Here is a 12765-nt window from a genome sequence, read left to right as displayed (position 1 = left end):
CTTTCGTCATTTATTGCCTCGGGCGTCCGCGACCTTTGGACATGGGGTCTTGGACTGGAATGGAGGGACGCATGATCCACAAGAACTGGCAGGAATTGATCAAGCCGACGCAGCTTGAGGTGAAGCCGGGCAACGACCCGACCCGCAGCGCAACCGTCGTCGCCGAACCGCTGGAACGCGGCTTTGGCCTGACCCTTGGCAACGCGCTGCGTCGCGTGCTGCTGTCCAGCCTGCAAGGCGCGGCCATCACCAGCGTCCAGATCGACAACGTCCTGCACGAGTTCTCCTCGGTCGCCGGTGTGCGTGAAGACGTCACCGACATCGTTCTGAACCTCAAGGGCGTTTCGATCCGTATGGAAGTCGAGGGGCCCAAGCGCCTGTCGATCAATGCCAAGGGCCCCGGTGTCGTCACCGCGGGTCAAATCGCCGAAACCGCAGGAATCGAGATCCTGAACAAGGATCACGTGATCTGCCACCTCGACGATGGCGCGGACCTGTACATGGAACTGACCGTCAACACCGGCAAGGGCTATGTCTCGGCTGAGAAGAACAAGCCCGAAGACGCGCCCATCGGCCTGATCCCGATCGACGCGATCTATTCGCCGGTCAAGAAGGTCGCCTACGACGTTCAGCCGACCCGCGAAGGTCAGGTTCTGGACTATGACAAACTGACCATGAAGGTGGAAACCGACGGGTCTGTCACGCCGGAAGACGCGATTGCCTACGCCGCGCGCATCCTGCAGGACCAGCTTTCGATCTTCGTCAACTTCGAAGAGCCCGAGTCGGCCACCCGTCAGGACGATGACGACGGTCTGGAGTTCAACCCGCTGCTGCTGAAGAAGGTCGACGAGCTGGAGCTCTCGGTCCGTTCGGCAAACTGCCTGAAGAACGACAACATCGTCTACATCGGCGACCTGATCCAGAAGACCGAAGCCGAGATGCTGCGCACCCCGAACTTCGGCCGCAAGTCGCTGAACGAGATCAAGGAAGTGCTGTCCTCCATGGGTCTGCACCTCGGCATGGATGTCGAGGACTGGCCGCCGGACAACATCGAAGATCTGGCCAAGAAGCTGGAAGACAACTTCTAAGGCTTTCGCGGGCCGGGGATTTTCCCGGCCCGCGACCCGCACGAACCATGCGCATGGTTTGTGCATCGGATGTGCATCGATTGTGCATCCAGCAAAACGGGCAAACCCGCCCCAAGGAGAGCGTCCCCCACGCAAGGGCCGCCAGACAAAGCAAAACGCCCGTAGAGGGCACCATTGGAGTAAAGAAACATGCGTCACGCACGAGGCTACCGCCGCCTGAACCGTACCCACGAACACCGCAAGGCACTGTGGGCGAACATGGCTGGCTCGCTGATCGAACACGAACAGATCAAGACCACCCTGCCGAAGGCCAAGGAACTGCGCCCGATCGTTGAAAAGCTGATCACCCTTGGCAAGCGCGGCGATCTGCACGCCCGCCGTCAGGCCGCATCGCAGCTCAAGCAGGACAAGCACGTGGCCAAGCTGTTCGAAATTCTTGGCCCGCGTTATGCCGAACGTCAGGGCGGCTATGTCCGCATCATGAAGGCCGGCTTCCGCTATGGCGACATGGCACCGATGGCGATCATCGAATTCGTTGACCGCGACGTCGATGCCAAGGGTGCCGCCGACAAGGCCCGCCTGGCAGAGATGGAAGCTGCCGAAGAATAATCTGCTGATATCACGCAGAAAAAGGCCGGTTCCGAAAGGGGCCGGCCTTTGTTTTTGCGTCGGGCAGGGGGCGAAAAAAGAATTCGTGCCCGCCGCGCGAAAACAGGTGACAAGCCCGGAACCTGCCCCTAAGGTCTGCCGCATGACCTATTCGACCGCAGCCTTCTGGTATTACTTTAGCCCGAACCATCCGGCGGTCGGAGGGGTTGACGTGTACTGACACCACACGAACAAACCAAGGAAAACGAACCGCCCCTTCCGGCGGTTTTTTTGTTTTCACCCGCCGGGGGCCTTCCCACAAAGGAACAGACCCATGGCCACGACCACCCAGAACCTGCGCATCACCGCCCTGACCGAACTTGTCACCCCGGCAGAGGTGCGAAAACGCCACCCCGTGACCGATGCGGCGATGCAGACCGTCACCGAGGGGCGCACCGCGATCCAGCGCATCCTGACCGGACAGGACGACCGCGTGATTGCGGTGGTCGGTCCCTGCTCGATTCACGATCCGGTGTCGGCGGTGGACTATGCGCGCAAACTTGTGGCCCTGCGCGAAGACCTGTCCGACACGCTGGAAATCGTCATGCGGGTCTATTTCGAAAAGCCGCGCACCGTCGGCGGCTGGAAGGGGCTGATCAACGATCCGGGGCTGGATGGCAGTTTCCGTATCAACGAAGGGGTCGAAACCGCCCGCACGTTGCTGTTGCAGATCAACGAGATGGGCCTGCCTGTCGGTACCGAATTCCTGGACACCGCAACGCCGCAATACGTGGCCGACCTGGTCAGCTGGGCCGCCATCGGGGCGCGCACCACCGAAAGCCAGATTCACCGCGAAATGGCGTCTGGCCTGTCCTGCCCGGTGGGGTTCAAGAACGGCACGCGCGGCAACCTGCAGATCGCGCTGGACGCGGTGCGCTCCGCCGCCCGTCCGCACCATTTCATGGGCATGTCCGAAGACGGCCGCGCCGCGATCCTGTCGACCTCGGGTAATGCGGATTGCCACGTGATCCTGCGCGGCGGTGGCGGCACGAACTACGACGCCGCCTCGGTCGATCACCTGTGTGATCTGGCGGCCAGCGACGGTGTGCGCCCGCAGGTGATGATCGACGCCAGCCACGCCAACAGCGGCAAGGACCCGGAAAAACAGCCCGAGGTTCTGGAAAACATCGGCCGCCAGATCGCCGACGGCGATCATCGCATCACCGGCATCATGATGGAAAGCCACCTTGTCGGCGGGGCGCAGAAACTGGGCGACGCGCCGCTGGTCTATGGCCAGTCGATCACCGATGGCTGCCTGGGCTGGGATGACAGCGTGACCGCCCTGCGCCAACTGGCCCGCGCCGTGCGCACCCGCCGGGCGCTGAACCTGCGCAAGGCCGGCTGACCGAAACCGGTGCAACGGCGGGTTTTCCGTCGTTGCACTTGACCTTTCCGACCGCGCACAACAGATCTGGCCCGGAAACGAAGGAGGCCCCGATGCTGCGCGCATGTCTTCTGGCTTTGCTTGCCCTTGCCCCGGTTCAGGCCCTGGCCGAGGCGCGGGTGCCGTCCAGCCAGGCGGAAATCACCCTGTCCTTCGCCCCGCTGGTGAAACAGGCCGCACCTGCCGTGGTCAACATCTATGCCAGCCGCGTGGTTCAGGCCCGCAGCCCGTTTGCCGATGACCCGCTGTTCGGCAACCTGTTCCGCGACTTTGGCACGCCGCGTCCACGGGTGCAGAACTCGCTTGGCTCGGGCGTGATCCTGTCCGAAGACGGGATCGTGGTGTCGAACTACCACGTCATCGGGCAGGCGACCGACATCAAGGTCGTGCTGAACGACCGCAGGGAATATAGCGCCACCGTTCTGCTGGCGGACGAGGAAACCGACCTTGCGATCCTGAAACTGGATCAGGCCACCGACATGCCATTCCTCACCTTGCGCGACAGCGACACGGTCGAGGTGGGCGAACTGGTGCTGGCCATCGGCAACCCCTTCGGCGTGGGCCAGACCGTCAGTTCCGGCATCGTCAGCGGGCTGGCGCGGTCCGGCACCGCCACCGGCAATGCCCGCGGCTATTTCATCCAGACCGATGCGCCGATCAACCCCGGCAACTCTGGCGGTGCCTTGATCGACGTGGCCGGGCGGCTGATCGGCGTGAACACCTCTATCCTGACGCGCTCGGGCGGGTCGAACGGCATCGGCTTTGCGATTCCCGCCGACATGGTCGCGCAATTCGTGCGGCAGGCCCGGCAGGGGCTGACCGGCTTTGAACGCCCCTGGGCCGGTATCCTGGGCCAGCCCGTCGACGCGGGCCTGTCCGAGCACCTGGGCCTCAGCACCCCTGGCGGCGTGATCATCGCCGATCTGCACCCCGCCAGCCCGTTTGCGCAGGCCGGACTGATGCCCGGTGACGTGATCACCGCGGTCGATGGTCAGCCGGTCAACACCCCGCCCGAGATGATCTTTCGCATGTCCGTCGTCGGAATCGGAGAGGTCGCCCACGTCACCCGCGTGCGCGATGGTGCGATGGACGAAGTCGAAGTCACCATGATCGCCCCGCCCGACAGCCCCCCGCGCGACGCCACGACCCTGGGCAACCGCGACGTGTTGACGGGTCTGTCCCTGGCCCGCGCCAACCCCGCCGTCATCTCCGAACTTGGCCTGCCGCTGGGCAGTGATGGCGTTGTCGTCACCGATCCCGGCCCGCTGGGCGCGCGCATCGGCCTTCAGCCCGGTGACATCATCCGCGCCATCGGCCGCGACAACATCGACGCCCCGTCACAGGTCGGCCCGGCCCTGCGCCGCGCCGCCCCCCGCATCCTGATCGAGGCACAGCGCGGCGGCCAGCGCCTGATCCTGCGGTTCCGGACCTGATCCTGTGGCCGATCTGTTCGACACCGGTCCCGCCCCTGACACCGCGCCGCGCCCGCTGGCCGACCGGCTGCGTCCACAGGCTCTGTCAGAGGTCATCGGCCAGCAGCAGGTCCTGGGACCAGAGGCGCCGCTGGGCGTGATGCTGGCCAACGGCACGCTCGGCAGCCTCATCCTCTGGGGGCCGCCCGGCGTGGGCAAGACCACCATCGCCCGCCTTCTGGCGCGCGAAACCGACCTGCATTTCACCCAGATCAGCGCCATCTTCACCGGCGTCCCCGACCTGCGCCGGGTCTTCGAAGAGGCGCGGATGCGCCGCAGGCAGGGCAAGGGCACGCTGCTCTTCGTCGATGAAATCCACCGCTTCAACAAGGCCCAGCAAGACGGGTTCCTGCCCCATATGGAGGATGGCACGATCCTTCTGGTCGGGGCCACCACCGAAAACCCCAGCTTCGAACTGAACGCCGCCGTTCTCAGCCGCGCGCAGGTGCTGGTGCTGGACCGCCTGTCGCTCACCGATCTCGAACACCTCGCCCAACGCGCCGAACAGGCACTGGGCCATGCCCTGCCGCTGACAGGCCCGGCCCGAGAGGCGCTGCTGGAAATGGCCGACGGCGATGGCCGTGCGCTGCTGAACCTTGTCGAACAGGTCGCCGGCTGGAAGACCGACCACAAGCTTGACACCGACGCGCTGACCGCCCGGCTGATGAAACGCGCCGCGCAATACGACAAGTCCGGCGACGGCCATTACAACCTGATCTCGGCGCTGCACAAATCCATCCGCGGGTCCGATCCCGACGCCGCGCTTTACTGGTTCGCACGGATGCTGGAAGCGGGCGAAGACCCGCGCTTCCTTGCCCGCCGCCTGACCCGCATGGCGGTCGAGGACATCGGCCTTGCCGATCCGCAGGCGCAGCCCGTCTGCCTCGACGGCTGGCAGAGCTACGAACGGCTGGGCAGTCCCGAAGGCGAACTGGCGCTGGCGCAGGCGGTGGTCTACCTCGCCCTCGCGCCGAAATCGAACGCGGTCTACACCGCCTACAAATCCGCGCGCGCGGCGGCCCGGAAAACCGGCTCCCTGCCGCCCCCGAAACACATCCTGAACGCCCCCACGAAACTGATGAAGGATCAGGGCTACGGCGCGGGCTATGCCTATGACCACGATGCCGAAGACGGTTTCTCGGGACAGGACTACTTCCCCGAAGGCCAGCCCCGCGACGCCTACTACATCCCTGTCGAACGCGGCTTCGAACGCGAGTTGAAAAAACGAACCGACTATTTCGCCCAGTTGCGTCGCAAGCGAAACCAGCCCTGATCCTCATCTTGCCCCAAATATCCCCGGGGTGAGGCCGCAGGCCGAGGGGGTGGAACCCCCTGGCATGATTTTTCGTCGAAAAATCGTGCCCCGCTCCCCGACCTTGACAAGCTCCGAACCTGCGCGCATCACCCCGGCATGACATCCCTGACCCTTCTCCAGGTTGCCCTTGGCGGCGCGATTGGTGCCTCGTGCCGGTTCCTGACCGGCCATGCTCTGCTGCGTCTGCTGGGCTCTGGCTTTCCCTATGGCACCTTTGCCGTTAACGTCATCGGCTCTTTCCTGATGGGGGTGATCGTGGTGCTGCTCGGGCATTTCTCTGCCAACCGCTTCGCCCCGCTTCTGGTCACCGGCTTCCTGGGCGGGTTCACCACGTTTTCGTCCTTCTCGCTGGACGTCGCCACGCTTTATGAACGCGGTCAGACCGGGCTTGCCGCGGTCTATGTGCTGTCTTCCGTCACCCTGTCCATCGCCGCGCTGTTCGCGGCCATGGTGCTGACCCGCGGGGCCTTGCAATGAGCCGAGTACAGACCATAACCGTTGGCCCCGGCGACGGCGACCAGCGGCTTGACCGCTGGCTGAAACGCCTGTTTCCGCACCTGGCCCAGGGGCGCATCGAAAAGATGTGCCGCAAGGGTGAAATCCGCGTCGACGGTGGCCGGGTGAAGACCTCGCACCGGATCGAGGTGGGTCAGCAGGTCCGCATTCCGCCACTGCCCGAACCGGGGCAGGTGGAAAGCGCGCCGAAGCCCCGGGTCAGCGACACCGATACGAAACTGATCCGCGACTGCGTGATCTGGCAGGACGACCACATCATCGCGCTGAACAAGCCGCCGGGCCTGCCGACGCAGGGCGGCAGCAAGCAGACCCGCCATGTCGACGGGCTGGCCGAGGCGCTGACCTTCGGCTACGACGAAAAACCCCGGCTGGTGCACCGGCTGGACAAGGACACCAGCGGTGTCCTGCTGCTGGCCCGCACCCGCGAAATGGCCAAGGGGCTGACCGCTGCGATCCGCCACAAGCAGACGCGCAAGATCTACTGGGCGCTGGTTGCCGGTGTGCCCACGCCCTACGAAGGCGAAATCAAGTACGGGCTGGTCAAGGCCCCCGGTCACGGCAAGGGCGGCGAGGGGGAAAAGATGCTCTGCGTGCATCCCCGCGACCTCGATACCACCGAAGGCGCGAAACGCGCCCACACGCTTTACGCTACGTTGTTCCGGGTTGCCGGCCGCGCCGCCTGGGTCGCGCTGGAGCCGGTCACCGGCCGTACCCACCAGCTGCGCGCCCACATGGCCGAAATCGGCCATCCGATCATCGGTGATGGCAAGTACGGCGGCTCGGGGCAGGAAAATCTGGGCGATGGCTGGGGCGCGCAACTGGGCGGGATCATTTCCCGCAAGCTGCACCTGCACGCCCGCACCATCGGCTTTATCCACCCTGCGACGGGTAAGCCGGTGGTGATCCACGCCCCTCTGCCCGCGCACATGGCAGACACCTGGGAAACCCTGGGGTGGGAGGAATCCTATGCCGACGAAGACCCGTTCGAGAGGGTTCGATGAGCCTGAAACTGGTGATCTTCGATGTCGACGGCACGCTGGTCGACAGCCAGGCGGATATTCTGGGGGCGATGACTCGCAGCTTTGAAACCGTGGCATGCCCTGTACCCTCGCGCGACGCGATCCTTGGCATCGTCGGCCTGTCGCTGCCGCAGGCGATGGCGCGGCTTGCGCCGGACAGCGACCAGGACACGCGGGATGCGTTGGTGGCCGGCTACAAAGAGGCGTATTTCGACATTCGTCGCCAAGGCGGCGCCGACAGCAGCCCGCTTTATCCCGGGATTCGCGATGTGCTGGAACATCTGCATGCGCAAGACGAGATTCTGCTGGGCGTCGCCACCGGAAAATCCCGTCGCGGGCTCGAGGCGCTGCTGGATGCGCGCGATCTGCGCCGGTATTTCATCACCACGCAGGTGGCCGACGATCATCCGTCCAAACCGCACCCGTCGATGCTGTTGACCGCACTGTCGGAAACCGGGGTGGCGGCGGGCGATGCGGTGATGATCGGCGACACGTCCTATGACATCGACATGGGCCACGCTGCGGGCATGGTGGCAATCGGGGTGACCTGGGGCTATCACCCGGCGTCGCAACTGCGCCACGCCCATGCGCTGGTCGACACCACTGATACCATGATGCAGGCCATCGCGCAGATCCAGGGGGGCAGGGCATGAGCAATTGGGCACCCAAGCGGTTCTGGAAACAGGCCGAAGTTCGCGAAGCCGACGGCGGCTTTGCTGTCACGTTGGATGGGCGCGGGGTCAAGACACCCGCGAAGGCGCCGCTGGTCCTGCCGACCCGCGCCATGGCCGCGGCAATCGCCGCCGAATGGGACGCGCAGCATGAAATGGTCGACCCGACGACCATGCCCAATACCCGGTCCGCCAATGCCGCCATCGACAAGGTGGCGCGCCAGTTCGACGAGGTGGCCGAGATGCTGCTGCAATACGGCGACACCGACCTGCTGTGCTATCGTGCCCACAGCCCGGTCGAACTGGTCAGCCGCCAGGCCGCGCACTGGGACCCATTGCTTGACTGGGCAGAACAGACCTTTGGCGCGCGCCTGCAACCGCGCCAGGGCGTGATCCACGCGGCCCAACCCGATGGGGTTCTGGACCGTTTGCGCGGCCCGGTCTTTGCCATGAACCCGTTCCAGATGGCCGCGTTTCACGACCTCGTGTCGTTGACAGGATCGCTGATTCTCGGGCTGGCGGCGACGCGGCGGGCCTGGACGGAAAACCAGCTTTGGACGCTGTCGCGACTCGACGAAACCTGGCAGGAAGAACAGTGGGGCGCCGATGAAGAGGCGACCGAACTGGCCGAAAGGAAGAAATCCGAGTTCCTGCACGCCTGCCGTTTCTACCAAGTTTCCACAGGTTGACGGAGCGCGCAAAATGTCGGGTCTGCCCTCGGATCGGTCATTTGCTGAATCAAACGTCATTTTCCCTGATACTTGGCTTGACGTTCTGGAATGAATCCCTCCAAACTCAAGCCCATCGAAGCGGGGGACCCCCCTGCTTTGTCTGCATCGCTCGTGAAAGGGCGGATCAACGTCCCTGAAGGGGCGGACCAACAGGAAGAGGTAAAGATGAAAAAAACCGTAATTCTCGGCGCGCTGACCGTGGCCGGCATCGCCGCCGGTGCCGCGTCTGGTGCGACGCTGGACGATGTGAAAGCACGCGGCAAGCTGAACTGCGGCGTGTCCACCGGTCTGGTGGGCTTTGCTGCACCCGACGCGAATGGCGAATGGCAGGGCTTTGACGTTGGCGTGTGCCGCGCCGTGGCCGCCGCTGTTCTGGGCGACCCGATGGCCGTCGAATTCGTTCCGACCACCGGTCAGACCCGTTTCACCGCACTGGCATCGGGTGAAGTCGACCTGCTGGCACGGAACACCACCTGGACCTTCTCGCGCGATGTCGACCTGAAGTTCGAATTCGTCGGCGTGAACTACTACGACGGTCAGGGCTTCATGGTTCCGAAGGAACTGGGCGTGTCCTCGGCCAAGGAACTTGATGGCGCCACCGTCTGCATCCAGACCGGCACCACCACCGAATTGAACCTGGCCGACTTCTTCCGGACCAACAACCTGTCGTACGAGCCGGTTCCGATCGAAACCAATGCCGAAGCGCAGCAGCAGTTCCTGGCTGGCGCCTGCGACGTCTACACCACCGACGCATCGGGCTTGGCCGCAACCCGCGCCACCTTTGAAAACCCCGGCGACTTCGTCGTTCTGCCGGAAATCATCTCGAAAGAGCCGCTGGGCCCGCTCGTTCGCCACGGCGACAACGACTGGGGTGATATCGCACGCTGGACCCTGAACGCGCTGATCTCGGCCGAAGAACTGGGCATCACCTCGGCCAACGTGGCAGAGCTGGCAGCTGCGCCGACCAACAACCCGGAAATCAACCGTATCCTGGGCACCGAAGGTGAACTGGGCGGCATGCTGGGTCTGGACAAGGATTGGGCCAAGCGCGCAATCATGGCCGGCGGCAACTACGGCGAACTGTTCGAAAAGAACATCGGCGAGAACACCCCGATTGGCCTGTCGCGCGGTCTGAACGCGCAATGGACCGATGGCGGCCTGCTCTACAGCCCGCCGTTCCGCTAAGAGCTTGACGGAAAGGGCGCGAAGGTCAGACTTCGCGCCCTTTTCACATCAATGTCGCGCAAGCCTGCGCGAAACGAGTTTCCGAGGGTGGCCAGACGCCGGACCAACCGGTGCAGCGGTCAAGGAAGAACGGAAACCACGGGGAGAACAAAATGTCTGTTATGACCGAACCGCCGAGCCAGGGTTTTCGGCTCAGCCAGCTATTATATGACACGCGGTACCGTTCGCTGACGATCCAGGTCGTGGCGATGGTGCTGTTGATGCTCATGCTGTCCTGGCTGTTGTCGAACGTGATCCACAACCTTCAGGAACTGGGGAAGGATTTCGATTTCGGCTTCCTCTGGAGCCGCGCGGGCTATGATATCAACCAGCGCCTGATCGAATACAACACCAGTTGCGAGGTTAATGGAGAGATCGTCAATTCGGTCTGTTCGCACGCCCGTGCGGCCACCGTCGGGATTCTGAACACGCTTCTGGTTGCCGTTCTGGGCTGTGCCCTTGCCACCGTGCTTGGCGTGATCGCGGGCGTCCTGCGCCTGTCGAACAACTGGCTGGTGGCCAAGCTGATGGCGGTCTACGTCGAAGGCTTCCGCAACGTGCCGCTGCTGCTGTGGATCATCCTGATCTTCGCGCTGATGACGGAATCGATGCCGGCACCACGCGCGTTCCGCGGTGACACACCCGAAGCCAGCATGATCCTGGATGCCATCGCGGTGACCAACCGCGGCATTTACATCCCGGGCATCAACTTCGCGTCGCCGTTTTTCGACAGCGGGTATCTGAACTGGCTTCTGATTGTTGTCGTGCTGATCGCCTCGATCTATGCGATCACCCTCATCAACCACAGCGCCACGGTCAAGCAAGAGGCCACCGGCATCCGCCCAACCACCTGGTACATCAACCTTGCGGTGTTCTTTTTGCCCGCCGGTATCCTGATGGTTCTGATGGGCGCGCATCTTAACTTTCCGTACCTGAAGGGCTTCAACTTCACCGAAGGGGTACACCTGCGCAACTCGTTGATAGCCCTGTGGATTGCGTTGTCGCTGTATACCGGTGCGTTTATCGCGGAAATCGTGCGCGCGGGCATCATGGCCATTTCCAAGGGTCAGTCCGAAGCGGCCTATGCCCTGGGCCTACGCCCGGGCACCACGATGAACCTTGTGATCCTGCCGCAGGCGCTTCGGGTGATCATCCCGCCGCTGATCTCGCAATACCTGAACCTGACCAAGAACAGCTCTCTGGCGATCGCAGTGGGCTATATGGACGTGCGCTCGACCCTGGGCGGCATCACCATCAACCAGACCGGACGAGAGCTTGAGGGCATGCTGCTTCTCGGTCTGTTCTATCTGGTCACGAGTCTGGTGATTTCCAGCGCGATGAACTTCTACAACAACTCGGTCAAGCTGAAGGAGCGGTAAGATGAGCGAAACACACGCACAAACCGTCGCCTTCGTGCGCGAAACCATGATCCCGGAGCAGGAACCGCCGCTGACGGAACGTGGTGTCATGAAATGGCTGCGGGAAAACCTGTTCTCGGGCTGGGTCAACATCCTGCTGACCCTGGTCTCGGTCGTCGTGATCTGGGCCGCGCTCAGCCATGTGCTGCCTTGGGCCTTCCGGGGAATCTGGGTGGCCGACAACCTGAACCAGTGTCGCGAAATCCGCGACGCCACCTATGGCCCCGGCGTCGCCGCGGCCTGCTGGGCGGTCATCACCGAACGCTGGCCGCAGCTGATGTTCGGCTTCTACCCGGCCGAACTTTACTGGCGTCCGGTCCTCGCCTTCATCGTGTTCCTGGTCGCGATCCTGCCGGTCCTGTTCACCGAACTGCCGCGCAAGATGCTGTGGTTCTCGGTCGCCGCGCCCTTCATCGCTTACTGGATGATCTGGGGCGGGTCGCTCTGGGGGCCGATCGTCGTCGCTTCCGGGTTCGTGCTGGGCTTCTTCGCCTTCACGATCGGGTCCAGGGTCATCGGCAATCTTGTCGGCGTTCTGGCCGCGATCGTCCTGCCGCTGCTTTACTGGCTGTTCCTGGCCGGCAGCTTGACCGACGCCCTGTCGTCGGTGCTGCCGCTGGCCATCGAACACGTCGATTCCAAGCAGATGGGCGGCTTCATGCTGGCGATCATCATCGGCGTGTCGGGGATCATCCTGTCCCTGCCGCTGGGCATCCTGCTGGCGCTGGGGCGTCAATCGGACCTGTTCTTCATCAACAAGGTCTCGGTCGGGTTCATCGAGATGATCCGCGGCGTGCCGCTGATCGTCTGGCTGTTCACCGCGTCCCTGCTGCTGAACTACTTCCTGCCGCCGGGCACCAACTTCGACCTCATGCTGCGGGTGATCATCATGGTCACGCTGTTCTCGTCGGCCTATATCGCCGAGGTGATCCGCGGTGGCCTGGCCGCCCTGCCCAAAGGTCAATACGAGGCCGCCGATGCGCTGGGGCTGGATTACTGGAAATCCATGCGCCTGATCATCCTGCCGCAGTCGCTGAAGATCTCGATCCCGGGCATCGTCAGCACCTTCATCGGCCTGTTCAAGGACACCACGCTGGTGGTCTTCATCGGCCTGCTTGACCCGATCGGCCTGACGAACTCGATCCGCGCCACCACTGACTGGAACGGCGTGTATTGGGAACTCTTCGTCTTTGTCGGCCTGCTGTTCTTCGTGTTCTGCTTCAGCATGGGCCAATATTCCCTCTTCCTCGAGAAAAAGCTCCGTCGTGAGCACCGTTAA

The 12765-nt window shown here is 63.6% G+C and carries 12 protein-coding genes; all 12 read left to right on the top strand.

The genetic code is table 11. From position 1 onward, the window contains the following. Positions 1-71: 71 nt before the first annotated feature. Positions 72-1088 (top strand): DNA-directed RNA polymerase subunit alpha, encoded by a 1017-nt coding sequence (locus tag VK792_RS09105; RefSeq protein WP_326297158.1) that lies wholly within the window; start codon positions 72-74, stop codon positions 1086-1088. Positions 1089-1277: 189 nt separating this feature from the next. Beyond that, positions 1278-1697, top strand: coding sequence for a 50S ribosomal protein L17 (gene rplQ, locus VK792_RS09100; protein WP_326297157.1), 420 nt, complete (start codon positions 1278-1280; stop codon positions 1695-1697). 313 nt (positions 1698-2010) lie between these two features. Further along, the gene (locus VK792_RS09095; RefSeq protein WP_326297156.1) at positions 2011-3081 is read left to right on the top strand and encodes a 3-deoxy-7-phosphoheptulonate synthase; all 1071 of its coding nucleotides are present in this window, start codon (positions 2011-2013) and stop codon (positions 3079-3081) included. A gap of 92 nt (positions 3082-3173) precedes the next feature. Continuing rightward, positions 3174-4553, top strand: coding sequence for a trypsin-like peptidase domain-containing protein (locus VK792_RS09090; RefSeq protein WP_326297155.1), 1380 nt, complete (start codon positions 3174-3176; stop codon positions 4551-4553). Between the two features lie 4 nt (positions 4554-4557). Next, on the top strand, positions 4558-5865 hold the full coding sequence (locus tag VK792_RS09085) for a replication-associated recombination protein A (protein ID WP_326297154.1): 1308 nt from the start codon (positions 4558-4560) through the stop codon (positions 5863-5865). Positions 5866-6003: 138 nt separating this feature from the next. After that, positions 6004-6384 carry a fluoride efflux transporter CrcB gene (gene crcB / locus VK792_RS09080; protein WP_326297153.1) on the top strand — a complete coding sequence of 127 codons (381 nt, stop codon included), beginning with the start codon at positions 6004-6006 and terminating at the stop codon, positions 6382-6384. After that, entirely contained in the window at positions 6381-7424 is a 1044-nt protein-coding gene (locus tag VK792_RS09075) for an RluA family pseudouridine synthase (RefSeq protein WP_326297152.1), read from the top strand. Before crcB ends, VK792_RS09075 begins: the two co-directional genes overlap by 4 nt. After that, positions 7421-8095, top strand: coding sequence for an HAD-IA family hydrolase (locus VK792_RS09070; RefSeq protein ID WP_326297151.1), 675 nt, complete (start codon positions 7421-7423; stop codon positions 8093-8095). Before VK792_RS09075 ends, VK792_RS09070 begins: the two co-directional genes overlap by 4 nt. Then, positions 8092-8802 carry an ATP12 family chaperone protein gene (locus VK792_RS09065; protein WP_326297150.1) on the top strand — a complete coding sequence of 237 codons (711 nt, stop codon included), beginning with the start codon at positions 8092-8094 and terminating at the stop codon, positions 8800-8802. Before VK792_RS09070 ends, VK792_RS09065 begins: the two co-directional genes overlap by 4 nt. A gap of 207 nt (positions 8803-9009) precedes the next feature. Then, positions 9010-10029: an amino acid ABC transporter substrate-binding protein gene (locus VK792_RS09060; protein WP_326297149.1), complete on the top strand. Its 1020-nt coding sequence runs from the start codon at positions 9010-9012 to the stop codon at positions 10027-10029. Positions 10030-10181: 152 nt separating this feature from the next. After that, complete coding sequence (locus tag VK792_RS09055; RefSeq protein ID WP_326297148.1) at positions 10182-11447, top strand: amino acid ABC transporter permease; 1266 nt, start codon at positions 10182-10184, stop codon at positions 11445-11447. A 1-nt stretch (position 11448) separates the two neighbouring features. Next, complete coding sequence (locus tag VK792_RS09050; protein ID WP_326297147.1) at positions 11449-12765, top strand: amino acid ABC transporter permease; 1317 nt, start codon at positions 11449-11451, stop codon at positions 12763-12765.

Origin of the sequence: Mesobacterium hydrothermale (assembly GCF_035818635.1) — a bacterium.
Lineage (GTDB): Bacteria > Pseudomonadota > Alphaproteobacteria > Rhodobacterales > Rhodobacteraceae > Mesobacterium_A > Mesobacterium_A hydrothermale.
This window is presented reverse-complemented; position numbering and strand designations above follow the sequence as displayed.

Excerpts from the sequence above, each read along its gene's own strand:
- VK792_RS09105 (WP_326297158.1), top strand. The coding sequence starts at position 72 with ATGATCCACAAGAACTGGCAGGAATTGATCAAGCCGACGCAGCTTGAG.
- rplQ (WP_326297157.1), top strand. The coding sequence starts at position 1,278 with ATGCGTCACGCACGAGGCTACCGCCGCCTGAACCGTACCCACGAACAC.
- VK792_RS09095 (WP_326297156.1), top strand. The coding sequence starts at position 2,011 with ATGGCCACGACCACCCAGAACCTGCGCATCACCGCCCTGACCGAACTT.
- VK792_RS09090 (WP_326297155.1), top strand. The coding sequence starts at position 3,174 with ATGCTGCGCGCATGTCTTCTGGCTTTGCTTGCCCTTGCCCCGGTTCAG.
- crcB (WP_326297153.1), top strand. The coding sequence starts at position 6,004 with ATGACATCCCTGACCCTTCTCCAGGTTGCCCTTGGCGGCGCGATTGGT.
- VK792_RS09075 (WP_326297152.1), top strand. The coding sequence starts at position 6,381 with ATGAGCCGAGTACAGACCATAACCGTTGGCCCCGGCGACGGCGACCAG.
- VK792_RS09070 (WP_326297151.1), top strand. The coding sequence starts at position 7,421 with ATGAGCCTGAAACTGGTGATCTTCGATGTCGACGGCACGCTGGTCGAC.
- VK792_RS09065 (WP_326297150.1), top strand. The coding sequence starts at position 8,092 with ATGAGCAATTGGGCACCCAAGCGGTTCTGGAAACAGGCCGAAGTTCGC.
- VK792_RS09060 (WP_326297149.1), top strand. The coding sequence starts at position 9,010 with ATGAAAAAAACCGTAATTCTCGGCGCGCTGACCGTGGCCGGCATCGCC.
- VK792_RS09055 (WP_326297148.1), top strand. The coding sequence starts at position 10,182 with ATGTCTGTTATGACCGAACCGCCGAGCCAGGGTTTTCGGCTCAGCCAG.
- VK792_RS09050 (WP_326297147.1), top strand. The coding sequence starts at position 11,449 with ATGAGCGAAACACACGCACAAACCGTCGCCTTCGTGCGCGAAACCATG.